This window comes from Mucilaginibacter sp. Mucisp73 (assembly GCF_059491465.1).
This window is the reverse complement of sequence record NZ_CP168507.1, coordinates 974,572-991,235: the sequence shown is the minus strand read 5'-3', so window position 1 is coordinate 991,235 and position 16,664 is coordinate 974,572. Positions and strand designations below refer to the sequence as shown.

Below are 16,664 nucleotides of genomic sequence, written 5' to 3'. Positions count from 1 at the left end.
TTAGCGTACCACTACAACATCTTTCCATCTGGTCGTATATTGTTTACTCAGAAACTCCTGCTTCATGATCCAGCTTTTTTCGTAGCCTTCGGCTGCAACGCGCAGGCAGCCCCGGCCGTAGCGGGCATTCACCTCATCAATCAGGCCGCTGAGTTTTTGCTGGCGTGAATTATCGTAACTACTGAACAAATTATACTGAACCTCGTCTGCAGGAATAATACCGGTTGCGCGAACGCCGGTTTTAAGATAATTATAACCGGGCTGCCAGATAGCCCGCAATGCCTGAACACAAATGCGCGTCAATTCCTGCGTGCTGTTACTGGCAAAGGGCACTTTAACGGTAATACTTGGATAATGCTGGTCGTGTTTGACATTATGCTTATTTGTTCGTAAATAAACCGTTAGCGTAAGCGCCATACTTTTTTGCTGGCGGAGCTTCACGGCCACGGTCGCGGCATGCATGGCTGCGGCTTCTTCGATCTTTTCCAGATCGGTTTGGTAAGTGTTGAAACTCTGGCTGGATTCGATCCCTTTCGACCTGTCGGCGACATCACGCAGGACATTGCATGGCTTTCCCCAAAGCTCCTGGTGTAATCGCCAGCCCTGCACGGTCATATGTTTCCTAACGAGGTCAGCATCCATTCTTCTGAAATCGGCGGCGGTATTTATATTGAGTTCCTGAAGTTTGTCATAATAGGCCTTTCCAACGCCCCAGACATCTTCAATGGGAAAGTCCTCAACAGCGGCAGCGATCTTTTCGGCAGAATCCAACACGAGGTAACTTTTCTTTGATTTTTTAGCGGCCTTATTGGCCAATTTTGCTAAGGATAAGGTCGGACCAACACCTACTGTAATCGAGAGCCCTGTATCATGGATCACATTTTCGCTGATTTTACGGGTATGCTCTTCCAAATCCATATTCCTGATGTTGCCCAATGCGAGGAAAGCTTCATCGATGCTATAGACCATAAGCATATACGTGTAGCGTGCGAGGTTATTCATCATACGGGCGCTCATATCCGCATAAAGCGGATAATTACTGCTGAATATCACGGCGTCGTATTCCTGTAAAGTCTTACGCACCATGAATTCTGCATCACCCATTTTCAAGCCGATTGCCTTAGCTTCGTTGCTGCGGGCAATCACGCAGCCATCATTATTAGACAGGACGACCACGATCCTACCTTTAAGCTGGGGCTGAAACAGTGTTTCACAGCTAACATAACAATTATTGATATCAACATGCGCAAACACGGCTGTACCTCCCAATTTTTTGCTGTGGCTGCAACAGCGGGTTCAGGGTAAGCATTACGACTCCCCAGCAAACAAAAGTTAAATGATCTTCTATAATGATATCGTATGCTGAAACGGTGGCCCGCAAAATCAGCTTATTATTTTCGGGGCAAAATTCGCGGGCATAGAATTCGCCTTCGTGAAAAAACACCACAATGCTGCCGTTTACAGGTTTTAAGGCCCGGTCAATAACCAGGATATGATCAGGCAGGATATGATAACCCGTCATTGCATCACTACCCATACGCATATAGTAGGTGTTATCAGGATCGATAACGGTAATATCCGTAATGTCGAGCGCGGGTTCCTCGTGGGTCAGCATGGGCAGGCGAAACCCCAGCACATCTCTCTTTGCCGCCTGTTTACGGATTCTTAACATACAATTTGCTAATTTATTTAGCAAATATAAAGTGACGAGTCTTAAAGAAGAGAATAATTTTTCTTTAATTAAAAGAGCGGGAGGTTTTGAACCTAACTAATCTCTTCTACTGAGGTTATTTTCAATCATTAAAGGAGATGTCCAGCCGGAATCGCTTAATATTCCTTCCAGGCCCAACTCAGCAGAAGTAGCAAGGGCATCTTCGTAGTCTACGGGAATAGTTTTACCCGCTGCATTTAAGGAGGTAAGCAGTACGACCCCGATGCCCCTGAGTCGTTTTATTTGCTTGAGTAAATTATATAAAAGCTTATTTTCAGGGACTACCACCTGAACCCGTGCCTCACCGGTGACATGCACCGCCGCGGGAGCCAATAATTTTGCGTTGTCTGTTGCTTTCACAGTCCAAGCCATATGTTCCGAGCCGATGCCCTGAAACAATGCCTCAAAATCCTCTTCCAAAACAGCAGGCGCAAACGGCATAAAACCCGGGCGGGATTTGCAGCTATTGAGTTTTTGAACGGAAGACCTGTCAAATGCATCAGCCAGGATGCAACGCCCCCCCAGGGCACGTGGGCCAAATTCCATTCGTCCGGATACCAGGGCGACCAGTGCACCTCCCAGGATCGCCTTTGCGGCAACGGCTAAAGCTTCATCAGCCGGAGCAACAAAAGGGTGGCTGCTGAAGGCGGGCGGTCCTAAAAAAGCGCTTGCTTTGGGAATTGTAATTCCCGGATTATTCTTAACAAAAGCCCACATCGCGGCTCCCACTGACGCCCCTGAATCGTCTGAAAATGGTGAAACAGTCATTCCGCTGACAGCGTGCGCCGGCAATCTCCGCAGGAACATCCCGTTGGCCTGACAATTTAAGGCAGCGCCGCCGGCAAGCCCAACATGATCGACAGGCAATCTTAGTTTATTCCGGACGTAGTCTATGTTTTGGGCTAACACTTTCCAGCTATTTTCCTCAAACCATTTTTGTATAGAGGCAGCGATGTTGAGACCCGCTGCATAGTTGTTTTTACAAAGGGCAAGCTCCCTGGCCAATGGCAACTCAGGATTCTTCAGGATGAAACGGTCTGGTGCATCCTTCAGCCTGTGGGCCGGATAATGAGCCAGGTCAATTTTCAAATTTCCATTCTTGACCCGGCTGAATCTTTCAAGGTCATCCACCCAAACCGGTTCGCCATAGCCCGATAGCGCCATCAGTTTACCCGGTCCGGTACGGCCTGAGAAGCCGAGATGCCAGGCGAACTGGTGAAAGACCGAACCAGGCGAATGCGGGTAAGGGATAACCCTGACGCGGCGCATTGCACCGTCCCAGTAAAAAAAGGAGATCGATTCAGATTCGCCTATGGTATCGCTCACAAATATTAAAGAGTTTTTGGGCAGGCCACAGGGAAGAAGACTGTAGGCATGGGCCAGATGATGGCCACAAAAAAGAAAGCGGCCATACCTCACATATAGCTTCTTGCCCTCGTTAAATCTCCGCCATTCATTCTTGAATCGAAACCGATAGTAATTGTGGTCATCCCAATACTTGAGCGTATGAAGAATACCTTTTTTAATCAGGCGCTTATTCAAATGCCAGCCTTCGGCATATACAATATCGTTTTCGAGCAAATTGCAGCCGCTAATCATCTGTAAGCCTTGCAGAGGAAACTTTGCAGTGTGCTTTTCCTTAATTAGCCGGTCTTCTTCAACAGCGAACTTAAGCATTCCTTCATTACTGACCAGGCAGGATGAAGATGAATGTCCGAAATTGGTGCCGATATAGGATTTCCTATCCGACATCCGTCTTCATTTTGGAAATGATATAGTTTTTTAACCAATCACTTACGGTTTCGCAGTCCAGAAACTGCTGATGGATAGCATCGTAATATTGGGGAGAAGGATCCGCAATTATGCAGTTTGCATAAAATGACAAGGTCACCGGGTCTGTTATTGTGTCCATCAGCCGGGAAAGGGCTTGCAGGTCAATTGTCTTTTCGGTACCAATTTTTATCGCATGTAAATTCGCGGTAGCAGGGCCGGGCAACTCCGCCCGAATATCTGCAAAGCGCTGGTTCCGTTCGGTACGCTTTAAAAGCAGCATCATGATTTTAGCCTTGAGGTAGTTTACCGAGGGATGTTCCGGATCTTGGGCATTCTTAAAATGGATGAGATATTCATAGATGTTTTTGATACGGGAATCCTCCAGTGAGATTTGACTGAGGTGATCCTCCGGGTGGATGGAAATCCGTATCCGCAACAGCGGTGAAATTTGTTGCTGCAAGCCGGCTATGACCAGTTCCTTTTCACTTTTAAGCGGCCCCATTGCGATCAGATCGATATCGCTATGCGTTAGGTCTTGTTGGCTATCCAGGTGAAAGTCATCAAATTTCCATGAGCCGCGAAGTGAAAGTTCGCAGGATGACATGCCGATCGCGGATTCAATTTCATCCCTGAAATAAATCCGTCTCCGCTGATAGTCGGTATTATCAAGCATTGATATGGACTGGTTCAGGGCTACCGGCATTTTAAAAAGCGTTTAGGATAGAAAACTTTGATCATAGGGCTCAGGAACTCAGGTTTAGAGCTAATGTACAAAGAGTTAACGAGATATTAAAGTGCCGGTTGCAGCTTTATTCAATCACCGTCACTGCCTTCAAGACATCTGTCAGGTGTTCATTATAAATTCACCAAAACGGCCTTTGATCTGCGAATAATGCTGTTCAGAAAGCCATAGGCCGGGAGCCAGGTGATGATAGGGCAAATTTTCATACAGGTAATAATAGCGATAGTATTTAGCATTCCGCGGTTGTTCGACCAGCAAACTATGGATCAGGGATTTGGAAATGATCAAGGTCGATTTGCCCTCTGCGAAGCGAAAGTGAGTAATGCTGACACCATCCAGCATCATTTTTTCTGCTCCCGGATTCGCAAGCGGACCGGCGGGCGATACCTCCAGTTCATAGCTTGTATCATCCAGGTGGTCCACGCTGAGCACCTCTTTTGCAAAACCATAATCCAGTCCGTAAATATACTTTTGAACTTTGTCCTCGTTCATGATTTGCCATTCTTTGTACAGATCATCTTCGTCGGTACTCCAATACCATTCCGGATTACGAACTTTAATGCTAACATTTACTTCCATTGTTAAGAATTTATTTGCGGCAAGTTTAGCAGTTTTAGCGGGGCTTGCTGAAAATAAAATATTTATATTCGTTCACCTTAGTCCGTCACATGAAAATCCTCAAGCAATTTGCATTTTTTGTCCTTTTCCTGTCCTGCACCTTATTTACAGCAGCCGGCTATGGACAGGCAGCGAATGACGATATGTATGCCCACTTTATCGATGTGGGACAAGGCCAGGCGATCTTGCTGGAGTTCCCGAAAGGCGCAGTGCTGATCGACGCCGGCGGACAGCCCGACCGTGAATCGTATCTTATCGGTTATCTCAAAAACTTCTTTCTCCGGCGGGCCGACCTGCATAACACGCTAAACGGGGTTTTTATAACGCATCAGCATGTCGACCACAATATCGGGTTACAGGACGTTGCTGCTAATTTCACCGTATTAAATTATGTCGACAATGGAAACAAGCGGGTTACTCCAACTGAACATAACCAGGTCTGGATGCAACATCATGCTACAGCAGCCGGGACGCATTACCTGGCTGTCACTTTCGGGGATGTAACGGCAAACCATCATACTTCAGGTTACACAGATGATGTGGTGGATCCGGTAACCGGTCCTGTCGATCCTAAAATTGTGGTTTATTCGGGTGGCTTTACGGATAAACCCGAAGGTTGGAGCAATAAGGCCTATCAAAATGAAAATAACCATAGCCTGGTGATCAGGGTTGATTATGGCAAATCCAGTTTTTTGTTTTCGGGGGATTTAGAGGAGGAAGGAATTCAGCAGGTTTTAAGCTATTATCATGACACCCATGTATTGGATGCTGATGTCATGCAGGTGGGGCATCATGGTTCCAAAAATGCAACCGATGAAGACTGGCTGAAGGCCGTTACGCCAAAATACGCAGTAATTTCATGCGGTCATTGGAATTACGGAAGGAAAGAGGATGGCAGTGTCAAGCCACTAACGACTTACGCCTATGCCCACCCGAATGGCGGGATCATCAGGAACATAGAAGCATATGCCACAGCAAGCCGATTGCCGACTACGGATTCAGTGGGTGTAAAGGGATCATTCCGGGGGTCTATTCCGGTCTTCGAAGTAATGACTATTGACCATGCGGTCTACGCCACTGCATGGGATGGCACCGTCGTGGTCGAAGCCAGTTCACAAGGCAGTTATGAAATATTGACGAAGCAATAAGTCCCGAGCGGTTACATGTCAACTTTGTTCAGCAATTCTTTTTCAAATTCCAGTCGCGGATAGCTGTCGCTGGTCAGTGTAACCGTATAAGGTTTATTCGGCAATATGGCTACTTCGGCAGGCAGCTGAATATTGAAACGCACGGACTCCTGCTTTACTCCGAGCGCTTTTTCTGCGTTTTCATAAGCCAATATCGCATCTTTCAGCCATTTACGCTTCAGCTGAATTAGATGAGGGGTTACTTTGACCAGCCTGTTAACGTCAATCTCCGCCCCTCTCTTTTTTAATACGGTTAAAGCTGCACGCAGCACACCTGTGTCAGCACCGAAATCATAAATCTTTTGAAAAATGGCATTTTTATACCGAAGGAAGTCGAGTTCTGGTTTACTTATCCCCGGGTCAGATTTGCCGGATGTTTCGTTGGTAGCATCCTCGAATGCTTCAACAATTAATAGCATGACGCTATTTTTTAATAAGGTTTCCTTGTCTTTGATCTGATGTTGTACGTGGCCGATCTGCAGCAGCAGGGAGTCCCGGTTAGATAGTACAGCTTGATATTTCTTTTGCAGGCCTTCGTTTGCAGCGCTCGAACCCTGATAAATCCTCAATTCCTCTTTTAGTGAGTCGATCGTTTTATCATTATCCTGTTTTTTGGAAACATAACCGGCGTAGGATGCAACACAGACCAGTGTTATGGTAATTACGGCGAAGGGTAATAAAATGTATAAAAACCGGGCTTTGGTTGGCGCCTGCTTAAAAAGATAAAACAGCAGCACCGCAAAAATCGCAACGAGGCCAATAACCCCATATTTGAGGATATCCGGCAAAGATTTAAATATTGCTTCCATAAGTTAAAGGGATAAAATATTTAACTACTGTCGTCCGGTTATAAAATTCAGGTTCGTGGATATACCGATCTTAAATGCCCGTTTGAGAAAAGTCTTCGAAGAGCCTGCGGCATTGCTGATATCGTTCAATTCCATGTTAATCGTGAAAATTGAAATGGTGGGATTATTATCCTGCAAATAATTAAAGGCAATGCCTGCGTTATAGCGCGCACTATAAGGGCCGCCGACGTCAACGGATGGGTAAAAGATGATTCCAAAACGATAGTCCAAGACCGCAGGAATGTAAGAAATATTGCCCCGCAGCTCAAAATTGCTATATTCTTTATAGTCACCCACCGCATAGGTATCTCCATTGGGATTCACCTTAGTCACTTTACGCTGCACCCCATTGGCCACGATAAGGGAATCATCGGTTACCGTATAACTGTCCAAATCATCGAAGTTGCTGGTTTTCTTCCAGGTGATAGAACCGCCCCAGAAAATGTCATCATGAGCCAGAGAAGGGGCATTGACATAAGAGATGGCCAGCGAGGGGCTGGTCAGCTTTTTGGTGCTTAACTGATCTGCAAAGGCTGCGGACGGGTTATATAGCTGATTGTTGGCAAAGCTCAGATTGCCGCTGAATATCCAGGCATAATAGCTGCTATGAAATGACGTGGCCGGATTCTTCCAGGTGGTTACATTGGTAATCGCGTAATAAGCGCCAAGGCCAAATCCCGGGTCGAAATTTCCGGACTTAAATAATTTGCCGACACCTCCTTTTGTGCTGGCGTTGGCCGAAAGACCCCAACCGGTACCGGTAGTTGATGTATAGACGATCCCGTCTTTGCCTGGCGCGCCGGGTGACGCGCTATCCCAATACTGGCGGTAAAAGTTCACTTTGATCGCAGTCGCATCGGAAGTGTTGACCCCAGCAGAAAACATATACTTCTTTTTGTCATTCTGCGAAAAGAAGATCGGCGTCCCGGAGTTGTTGCGATCGCTAAAATAATCCTGCGCTTCTGCTACCGATCCTATCAGCACAAAAGCAAATAACATGATGATCCTGTAGCTCATTATAAAGGGATGTTTAGAATTTCGATCTTCCCGTTAAACTCGGTGACTTTGCCGGTAACCGGAGAAGCCTTCGCCGGATCTGATTTGGCGACACCATCGCTCGTGCAGGTATAGGTTATCGTATAGCCCGAGCCGTTTGGGGCGGCAATGTCGTATTCGACGATCAAGGTTCCTGTACTAACATCTTTTTCATATTTCGTCACGACGGTTCCGCCGCGTGATATTTCTTCCCCGTTGATCGTTACCACCAACAGGGTGATCGGAGGGCAATTGACAGTTGAGTCAAACTTAACATGCTTAGGCATAATGGATAAGATAAAGTTAATGAACAAGTATAATGAATTAACCTGCTATAAAAAAAGGGTGTTTTCACGGTATTTTTTCAAAAAAGAAAATCCCCTCGCACTCGCTGCCCGGGGATTTTCAACCTAAACCTTATCACAATGACAGGCAGGATGCCTGTCATCTATTTAACCGTAAATTGTAAAAAATATTTTAAACAGCGAAAATAACCTACCGGTTATTATTGCGCAGCTTGGAGCGCATATAGTTTTCAAACAGTTGTTCACGTGAGCGTTTATCCGCCTCTTTTTTTGACCGCCTGATATAGCCCCAGATGAAGAGCCCCCAAATGCCAAAGGCAATCCCGAATGCAGGAAACGGGTTGTGGGCATGCATCGCACCAAACAGGGCACCGATGGAAATGAAGCAGGTAAAGACGAAATAAATAAATGTTTTCATGATTTTGAGTACTTAAAAATACTAAAATATTTAGTTATTTGAAAGGTTTTTTATAAAAAAGTTTAATTGATTTCGTAAATCCTGTTATGCTTCCTGGTCTCTATGATCCTGTCCCGTAAAGTATCGATAAGATTCGAATATGGTATACCGCGCAACCAGACGACGGGGTTTTCCGGGTCGGTTGTTTTTAGGGTCAGGTCCATTAAGCCGAATAGCTGTAGCAAAAATGATTGTGTCAAAATATAGTCCTTCACCCTAAACAATTCTACCGTATCGGTACGCCTGAAAAATATCCCCCTCGAAAAGCGAAAGACCTCGGAAGTAACGAGATAGACTGTTTTCCGGATAAACAAATAACGATAAACGCCAAAAAGTAGGATTGCGATGCTCAGCCATATAAACCCCGGAACAAATGACCAGGAGAGATATAGAAAGCCCAGGCAACAAAAAACGAGGGGCAGCACTTTTAATAAAGCGAATATCGCCGATGGCCTGATCTCGAGGTCAGGCGGTTCAAATTTTTCTAATTGCATAATTTAATGATTAAAGGCAGCGGACTTCAGTTGCGTGAGATAGTCAGCGCTGTTCTTAGCGCGGGCCGTCTTGGCTGCAAAGCGGCGACCTGAAAGTTTTTCAATGGCGTTCAGGCTAAAAGCTTTAGCGGTTATCAAATATTCCTTAAGCCGGAATCGAACCTGCACTTCTTCATTAATAAATGTCAGCGTTAGCGGCATCTCAGCTAAAGCGGCAGCGGTTACCACCTCCCCTGCTTTATCCAGTAAACTATTACCGAATACCAGCAGATATTGCTTTCCGGGGAGGTTTTCTATAATCCACCTGAATTGCGAAATATTTGGCCTGGTACCGACTGATAAAAACAAAAGGCGTTCCGGCTGCGGATAAAAGGCATACCTGAAATGATAAAAGGCAATGGCTTCCATGGCGGACGAACAGATGAAAACCAGGCTTATCATATTGAAATCCGGATTTCCGGCCAGCCAGCAGTTTTCGGAAACCGGAATGCGATGATAAACTAAACCAAAATATTCTGTAGCATCGCCGTAATCAAACAGGAGATTTCCGCCGGCGTCGCTGTGAAAATACGGCGCGAAGAATTCGCGGACCTCGCGCCGTACGCCGAGACGTAATAAATACGGGTGCATTCAACGCGAACTTCCGGAACGATTATAGCCGCGGCTGTACTCCTCTTTTGGCGGGTTATCGATGCCCAAGCCGCGCTTTTCCTCCTGTTTGTCCATCGCGCGTTTTGCTGCCTGAAATCCCTTGCTGTTGTTGACCTCGGCACTTTTTTCCTGCTTATGCCCGAGCATCGCGTTAAGGGCTTTGAATAGCACAAATGATATCCCACCGTCAACCACCAGCGAGACGATCAGCTGGAGCCTGTTGGAACGTAGCCCCTTTGGTTCGGCAGCAGAAAACTGAAACTTTGTACCGTCTTCCAGTTCCACTTCCTTACCCTTGCGAAATCTATCTTTTTGTTCTTTGGTAAGCGCTTCATTATTGACCTTATCGGGCGCCTGCACTTTTTCGGTGTCGGTGATGATAAACTCATTGGTTTCCTTGTCAAATTCCACCAGCACATCTTTTAATTGCCCTTCATCGTCGAAGATCATTTTCTCGAGGTTTACCGCCTCTCCTTTTTCCAGCTTTTCCGCCTCGGTGTCTGTCAGCCAGGCTGGGTAAATGGCTTTCTTGTACATCGGGTGTAGCATCAACTCTAATTCACCGTTGGCTGCAGGCTTGAGTGATAATTTAGCGTCAAGGACCGGGATGTTAAAACCGTCGAAACTCAGGTTTTCAAAACGCAGCATCGCTGTCCGCCTGCCGGATAGCAGGGTATCTACATCCTCGCGGTCGAGAACCAGTCCGCCGTCCTGGATCAGGCCAATTTTGCCCAGATCGTCCAAGGGAAGATCCTGCACATCAAATATTTGTTGATTCATTTTGTTGATTTATCGTTTCATTTTATAACCGCTCGTTTCTTCTTCAGCCAGGGATTCCTGTAACTCGTCTTCCTGTCCGAGATCTTCTTCCGTCGTAACCGAGCGGTCAAGCTGTTGCGGATTCCTTTTAGCGTCCAAGAGTGAATTGTACAATCCGTCTTTCATGCTCATCTTAAACTTTTCGCCATCCTTGTCCATCTCGAAAGCTTTATTTTTTAATGGCCGGATCACCGTATACTGTGCTTGATTATAGTTGATCACGTCGCCCTGTTCCAATTTATCCGGATTGCTTTTAGATGCAGCTACCTGCTGTTCGAGTCCGATCTTCGGCTCAAGGCCCAGCACAAAATCAGCAATCTTTTGAGCGTCCGATGCAGCTTTGAACAGCTCATTCGGTTCATCCTTCATCAATTGCATAAAAGCATCTAAGCGTTTGGCGTGAACTTCCGGGTCGTACGGCAAATTAAGCTCAGCGCTGATCATGATCGAGGCGATATTGGTACGGAGTTCTTCTTTGACCAGGTTATCCGCATCGGGACCGTCCGCCTGTTTGCTGATCTTACTATCATGGCTGATCCAGTGTGCCCTTTCGTGCAGCGCAGCGGCATAATACAATTCCGGGGAAGGAAACGCATCTTTGTCCTGTAGAAATGTATCGGTGTGCGGACTGAAGGTCATCATTGATTCTTCACCCTCAAACACTGCGCTGCTTGCATCTATAATATTTTGCGCCCGTTCTACGGGTGACAACAACGACTCAAGAGGTTCGTATGCCGGCATTTCGTTCAGCTGGCTGCCATTAAACAGCCAGGCATCCACCAACTGCGGTTTGTCAAGCGTTACCCTTTCTGTCTGAGGAAATCCGTTTTCTTTTTTAACCTGTTCACCATCTTTCATTACCGGCCGGGTAATATTATTGGTGAAAAAATTAATAAGCGTCCCCTTTGAGCCCTTTAACACATGGGTTTTATTAAAGGATGCCTGATTGGAAGTCATCCACCGTGGGTCGGCTTTGTCCTGCATCATCAGAACGAGGGCAGCGGGCCCGGTGTATTGTTTGCCGGTGCTAGCATTGAAAGGTTGAACAAACTGCGAAGTACCGGCCGCGTTCATTGGTTTTTGGAAGATCGATTTGCCATCCCTGATGGCTGTGATCATTTTCTCGGAAATCTGTTCCGGAAGTGGTTTGAATTCTTTACTCATGATTTTGATTGTATGATAACAGATGATATAAAAATTGAATGGGGTCAATCGGCTTGCCGAGGTATAGGACGCTGAAATGCAGATGTTCGCCGGTAACCCGGCCGGTCGCTCCTGAAATTGCAATCGGCTGTCCGGAAATAACCGAATCGCCTGCACTAACCCATACCTGCGAAAGATGCCCGTAAACGCTTTGCAAGCCATTGTGATTCAGGCGGATACAAATTCCCAAGAGGTCCTGGTAACCAATCGCGGCTACAACGCCGTCTGCGATAGCGAAAACGGTATCATGCCGTGCATGGAGATCGACTCCCGGATGGAACGAGAATTTGGCGGTGACCGGGTGAATCCGGTAGCCATATCCCGATGTTAAGACCAGGTGCTTTAAGGGCAAAGCATATTGACCGCGCGCACCAGGGCTACCGAGCAGCAGCAGTGCAATGAGGAAGGATTTAATCAACTAAGGTTATTTTTTGATGACGTTTTTTTGCGCGTTTTTGGGGGGCGAAACCACAGGGGAAGTTTTTCTGAATTGAGCGATAACGCCTTCCACTTCTTTATTGATCTTCATGAAATTATTGCGGAGGATATCTTCCTTACCACGGCCAAAGTCATAATAGACGGGCAAGTCCCGGTAGCCTTTTTCCTCTGCATCCAATTCATTTTTATCCAGGTTGATACGGCAATTAATGGCTGATGTATCAAACTTACCGGTATAGTTTTCCTGTGCATCCGCAGCTATCAGCCCAACCATCTCGCCGGTGTTGAGCGCTGCCATTTTACCAGCCGGAATGAGAGTTTCGAGTTTCTCGTTTAAAGAGCTGGATACTTTATTGCGGTCAATCGATAAGCTTTCACCGATCTGTTTTGATTTGCCAAACAGCTTTTCGAGCCAGTCCAGTGTTTCCTTGTTTCGGACCGAACCCGCCAGCACATTTCCGACCACTGCCGTTATCGTTGCCGCCGTTTCTTTACCGTAGTGTTGATTGAACTGCGGCAATTCCTGCAGCCCCATCAGAATCGCTACCTTATTGGAACGCGCGGTAGCGATGAGATTCTCTATTTTATAAGTATACAGCGTAGGTATCTCATCGATGATGAGTGCGGTCGGCAGGTTGCCTTTGTTATTTACCAGTTTGGTTATCCGGTTCAGCACTACGGAATAACAGGCAGAATTAATATTCTGCGTGTTCGGATCATTTGCCAACACGACGATGCCGGGGTTTTGCGGGCTGGACACTTTAAGGTCGAAATCATCGCCGGAAAAAACCCAAAAGCATTCCTTTGTTGCCAGCCGGCTGATAAATATTTTCAGCGTGCCGACCTGGCCCTCTAACTGGTCGAAAGCTTTGGCTATAAACGCGCTTTTAAACGGTGATAATAATGGCACCAGTTCAGGCTCTGAAAACAGCGTATTAAAAATATCTTCATAGCTATGGTTCAGAAAAGCCAGCACATGCGGAAAGCTGGAATATTTCCCATCGGCATACTTACTGAAAAAGTAAACGCAGGCCGAAAGAAAATTGATGGCAGACTGTGTAAAGAACTGGTCGCTGCCACCCGACTTATCCCCTTTTTTCAAAGCTTCCACCAATGCCTCCGCACTTTCGGAAGCATCCGCTAAGGTTACCAGGTAATCTTTCCGCCAGGGGTTGATTCGCCTGCTTTTCTCAACGTCATTCAGGTTAACCACGTGAAAAGCATGCTTCCTGCACCGGCCTGCCTGCTTCGCTTTCAAATACTGGTAATAGGCTATCTTACCGAGGTCTGGGAATTTAAAGTCGTACACTACGCCAGTAAATTCCTTGGCAATCATTTGCCGTATAAAGGGATTGACGACGCCGAAGCTTTTACCGGAGCCTGGCGTACCGATCAGGATCGTACCCCGAAAAGGATTAACAATATTGATCCAACCATCCCTGACCCTACCTTTAAAATAAAACTGCATGGGTATATTGACGGAATACGGTGTGATAACCGGCTTCACCTGCTGCATGAAACTTTCACCTTCCACATTCCATTTGTCTTTACCCAAACCCGAACGAATCATTTTAGAGACATTATCCATCGCCATGCTGGTCAGGATTGCGCCAAAAAACGAAGCCAGCAGATAAACCAGGTTACAGGCTGTCGTATAGGGTAAAATAATTCCGGATGGCCGGTTATAAAAATAAAGACTGCCGAAAAACAGTAAGAAACCCAAAGCCAAAGGGTAGACTATATGTTTCTTCGGGTCGAGGTCAACTTTCTTTTTTGCCAGGGTGCCAATGCTGACCAGGCAGATGATCAGCAGGGTCGATAATTTACTGTAGACCAGATTCTCATAAATACCGATATGACTGATCTTTAACAAGGCGCTTCCAAATACTCCCCAGATTGGTGCAGGCTGATAGATAAAAATGCAAGCCTCCAGGGCGATGGACAGGTAAATGCAGCACTGCAAAAAACCATGCAGCTTCTGCTGGTCGCGGCTTTCTTCCATAACATGTGTAATTATTGTATATTTAATATCCAAAACCTTCGCAGCATGGACAATACCGACTACCTTATTGATCAAATCCAGGGAGAGATTAACGATAAAAAGAAATTTGAGCGTCTTGATTTTATCAAATCCCAATGGTTAACATGGGGTGCGATTGTTGTGGGTTTTGGGGCCTCAATTGCCGCAGCATTAGGCGCACCGAGCGGTGTCACGGCAGTTTTCGGCTGCTTTTCAGCTTTGTTTGTCACTATTGAGAAAAGCATCAACTTTTCAAAAAGGTCATCCTGGAATGGTTATTACAAAGTCAAACTAGAAGCACTTTTATTTAAGTTAAAAGAGAAACCAAAAAAACGTTTAGTATTCAACAAAGATTTTAACACGTTGAGAACGGAATGGCTGAAAACATTTCCGGGAAGCACATCAATGCATGGTAAGTAAATCAGCACCCAAAATATCCTTATAAGAGACAGCCAGGATGATTACCCTACCGGAAACCTGCTTTTCACTTATTTCTATATGGAGTACTTTATTGCCCGGGTAGGTCAATTTTTTAAATACCAGGATATTGCGGTAATATTTGGTGAAAGACGGCTGATTAAACAAAACATACTCCGGTTTGAGTTCCAGTGACTGCACATTGGATGCCTTTGTTACTTTTTTATCGTCAATTTTAAACCTGAGCGCATCAATGTCATAGGGCAGGTTGGTATGGTTCTCATAACCGATGTCCAGAAACAGGTAATCGCCGAAACTATACACATGATTTACGATGCCGGTTATGCCAAAGGCATTAACCCTTTCCCGGCGCTTAGCGGGTTTTTGGGCTGCTATATTAAGACATAAAGCTTTAAGCTGGTTCACAGACAAGCCTATGCCGGCAATATCCAAAGGGCGGCAATCTTCCGGTTTAATTTCAATTTCGGTGGGGACATTGGTACCGCCGATGATGATATGGTATTGAGCTATGAATTTTTCCCCGGTTATGGTGATCACCGCATCATCATCTGCCGCCAGTGTATCCTTACAGCGGATGCGCAATAAATTTTTAAGCGGCAAATCACCGGTGATATGTTTGGACGAGATGTCAACATATTGGATTGGTTCCGGTGAAATAAAGTGTACCGTTAAATCTTCGGGGAGATAAACAGTTGGCAGGTTGCCCTGAGCATTTACGGACAAGCCGAGCAATAATAAAAAGGCAAACATTAAATTTTTCATATCAATAGTGGTTTTGAGCGTTTTGCAGCGCTTCGGTGTCAATGAGATACATATAGGAATTGTATTTCATCCGGGCTTTGTTCTTACGGATGAGGTCGGCAATGGCCGATGAAGTTGACTGGAACATTTTGCCGACGGAACTCATAATAAACTGGCTGTTGCCGGATGAGCTGCCGTCGATGGTCACCCCCTGGATTGAACTTCCGCCAAGGTCTTTGGTAAAATCGCGAAAGGCAGATGCCGGAACATACAAGCCGGGCAGGCCGTCCAGGTCGTAAACCTCCAGCTTTACCGGCAGTATCTTCCCGCCGGATAAGATGGTTTTAATAGAAAGTGTCACGCGCTGTTCGGAAAACCCGCTGACCAGCGCGTAGATATAGGTGTCCTTCGGAATAAGCATATCCCCAGCCACTATATCATCCAGCAAACGCAGGCGCAGGCGCGAGCCGGCATAACCGGTGACATTTTCGTCGATGACCGCTTTGATAAAGGATTTGTCCTTATCCGGCATAACCGTATTAAATCCTTCCGCTGTTGCATCGGCCTTAGTTACAGAAAGCGCCTTTTGACCGGCTTCGAGCTGTTTTCGTTTGGCTTCTGCCAGCTGCTTCTGTTTTTCTGCTTTATATGCCGGGTCATTCATTTTGCCCAGGCTATCCATGTAAGCCATTTGCTTTTTAAAGGTTTCCATCGGATCATCAGGCTTTTGGATGGTGGCTGCGGGCTGCTTCGGTTTGCGGTTCATCCGGTTGATGGCCTCGACGTAGGTTCGGTCTGTTGCAGGCTCATCCGCTAATCGCTGCTGGTCGCCATATTTCAACTTCATGGCTTTATCGATGGAATCCAGCTTTTTCTTTTCCGCAAATGAATAATTGTCTTTAAAGGACGCGTTCGCAGATTGTTCCTTCGGAATAACATTGACCGCCGTATTGCCGTTTGTCTCCTTATAGGTGTTTCGAAACGCGTCAAGTTTATCCTGCAAGTTTTCCTTGCGAACGGTCGAGGACACATTTCCAACGGTACCGTTTAGGCCCGCATCCTGCCTTGTCGAAGGTGTTTTCTTCGAGGTACTGCCGCGATAAACATAAAAGAAGAGGCACAAAAAAGGCAATACCAGTAATGGCAGCACATATTTGGGCTGTTTAAAATTTAGTTTCATAAAA

General features: G+C 46.1%; 19 protein-coding genes. 2 read left to right on the top strand and 17 right to left on the bottom strand.

Annotated features, from left to right (window positions below; all coding sequences use genetic code 11):
• From ACEN82_RS04510 to ACEN82_RS04490, 5 genes are all read right to left on the bottom strand, one after another.
• Entirely contained in the window at positions 1-1,269 is a 1,269-nt protein-coding gene (locus ACEN82_RS04510; protein WP_413318030.1) for a Y-family DNA polymerase, read from the bottom strand.
• Positions 1,238-1,672 (bottom strand): LexA family protein, encoded by a 435-nt coding sequence (locus ACEN82_RS04505; protein ID WP_413318028.1) that lies wholly within the window; start codon positions 1,670-1,672, stop codon positions 1,238-1,240. The genes ACEN82_RS04510 and ACEN82_RS04505 overlap by 32 nt, the downstream gene beginning before the upstream one ends.
• 96 nt (positions 1,673-1,768) lie before the next feature.
• Positions 1,769-3,463, bottom strand: coding sequence for a carbamoyltransferase C-terminal domain-containing protein (locus ACEN82_RS04500; RefSeq protein WP_413318026.1), 1,695 nt, complete (start codon positions 3,461-3,463; stop codon positions 1,769-1,771).
• Complete coding sequence (locus ACEN82_RS04495) at positions 3,453-4,187, bottom strand: hypothetical protein (RefSeq protein WP_413318024.1); 735 nt, start codon at positions 4,185-4,187, stop codon at positions 3,453-3,455. Before ACEN82_RS04495 ends, ACEN82_RS04500 begins: the two co-directional genes overlap by 11 nt.
• A 141-nt stretch (positions 4,188-4,328) precedes the next feature.
• On the bottom strand, positions 4,329-4,805 hold the full coding sequence (locus tag ACEN82_RS04490; RefSeq protein ID WP_413318022.1) for a hypothetical protein: 477 nt from the start codon (positions 4,803-4,805) through the stop codon (positions 4,329-4,331).
• 89 nt (positions 4,806-4,894) lie between these two features.
• On the opposite strand from ACEN82_RS04490, the gene ACEN82_RS04485 reads away from it, so the two are divergent.
• Entirely contained in the window at positions 4,895-5,992 is a 1,098-nt protein-coding gene (locus ACEN82_RS04485) for a ComEC/Rec2 family competence protein (protein WP_413318020.1), read from the top strand.
• A gap of 11 nt (positions 5,993-6,003) precedes the next feature.
• Here ACEN82_RS04485 and ACEN82_RS04480 read toward each other — a convergent pair whose 3' ends face one another.
• The 10 genes from ACEN82_RS04480 to ACEN82_RS04435 all read right to left on the bottom strand — a co-directional run bounded on the left by ACEN82_RS04480 (position 6,004) and on the right by ACEN82_RS04435 (position 14,283).
• The gene (locus ACEN82_RS04480; protein WP_413318018.1) at positions 6,004-6,840 is read right to left on the bottom strand and encodes a hypothetical protein; all 837 of its coding nucleotides are present in this window, start codon (positions 6,838-6,840) and stop codon (positions 6,004-6,006) included.
• A gap of 24 nt (positions 6,841-6,864) precedes the next feature.
• A complete protein-coding gene (locus ACEN82_RS04475) occupies positions 6,865-7,896 on the bottom strand; it encodes a hypothetical protein (RefSeq protein ID WP_413318016.1) in 1,032 nt (343 codons plus the stop codon).
• A complete protein-coding gene (locus ACEN82_RS04470) occupies positions 7,896-8,201 on the bottom strand; it encodes a hypothetical protein (RefSeq protein ID WP_413318015.1) in 306 nt (101 codons plus the stop codon). The genes ACEN82_RS04475 and ACEN82_RS04470 overlap by 1 nt, the downstream gene beginning before the upstream one ends.
• 208 nt (positions 8,202-8,409) lie before the next feature.
• On the bottom strand, positions 8,410-8,637 hold the full coding sequence (locus tag ACEN82_RS04465; protein ID WP_413318013.1) for a hypothetical protein: 228 nt from the start codon (positions 8,635-8,637) through the stop codon (positions 8,410-8,412).
• A gap of 62 nt (positions 8,638-8,699) precedes the next feature.
• The gene (locus ACEN82_RS04460; protein ID WP_413318011.1) at positions 8,700-9,170 is read right to left on the bottom strand and encodes a PH domain-containing protein; all 471 of its coding nucleotides are present in this window, start codon (positions 9,168-9,170) and stop codon (positions 8,700-8,702) included.
• A gap of 3 nt (positions 9,171-9,173) precedes the next feature.
• Positions 9,174-9,800, bottom strand: coding sequence for a hypothetical protein (locus tag ACEN82_RS04455; RefSeq protein WP_413318009.1), 627 nt, complete (start codon positions 9,798-9,800; stop codon positions 9,174-9,176).
• The gene (locus tag ACEN82_RS04450) at positions 9,801-10,601 is read right to left on the bottom strand and encodes a DUF4099 domain-containing protein (RefSeq protein ID WP_413318007.1); all 801 of its coding nucleotides are present in this window, start codon (positions 10,599-10,601) and stop codon (positions 9,801-9,803) included. It lies immediately after the preceding gene.
• Positions 10,602-10,610: 9 nt separating this feature from the next.
• A complete protein-coding gene (locus ACEN82_RS04445) occupies positions 10,611-11,804 on the bottom strand; it encodes a zincin-like metallopeptidase domain-containing protein (RefSeq protein ID WP_413318005.1) in 1,194 nt (397 codons plus the stop codon).
• Entirely contained in the window at positions 11,797-12,261 is a 465-nt protein-coding gene (locus ACEN82_RS04440; RefSeq protein WP_495644074.1) for a M23 family metallopeptidase, read from the bottom strand. The genes ACEN82_RS04445 and ACEN82_RS04440 overlap by 8 nt, the downstream gene beginning before the upstream one ends.
• A gap of 6 nt (positions 12,262-12,267) precedes the next feature.
• Positions 12,268-14,283 carry a type IV secretory system conjugative DNA transfer family protein gene (locus tag ACEN82_RS04435; RefSeq protein WP_413318001.1) on the bottom strand — a complete coding sequence of 672 codons (2,016 nt, stop codon included), beginning with the start codon at positions 14,281-14,283 and terminating at the stop codon, positions 12,268-12,270.
• Positions 14,284-14,328: 45 nt separating this feature from the next.
• Between ACEN82_RS04435 and ACEN82_RS04430 the strand changes: the two genes are divergently transcribed.
• Entirely contained in the window at positions 14,329-14,721 is a 393-nt protein-coding gene (locus tag ACEN82_RS04430) for a hypothetical protein (RefSeq protein WP_413317999.1), read from the top strand.
• Here ACEN82_RS04430 and ACEN82_RS04425 read toward each other — a convergent pair.
• On the bottom strand, positions 14,704-15,501 hold the full coding sequence (locus ACEN82_RS04425; RefSeq protein ID WP_413317997.1) for a DUF4138 domain-containing protein: 798 nt from the start codon (positions 15,499-15,501) through the stop codon (positions 14,704-14,706). The two genes, ACEN82_RS04430 and ACEN82_RS04425, sit on opposite strands and share 18 nt — an antisense overlap.
• Before the next feature lies 1 nt (position 15,502).
• Complete coding sequence (traM, locus tag ACEN82_RS04420) at positions 15,503-16,660, bottom strand: conjugative transposon protein TraM (protein WP_413317995.1); 1,158 nt, start codon at positions 16,658-16,660, stop codon at positions 15,503-15,505.
• Positions 16,661-16,664 lie beyond the last annotated feature (4 nt).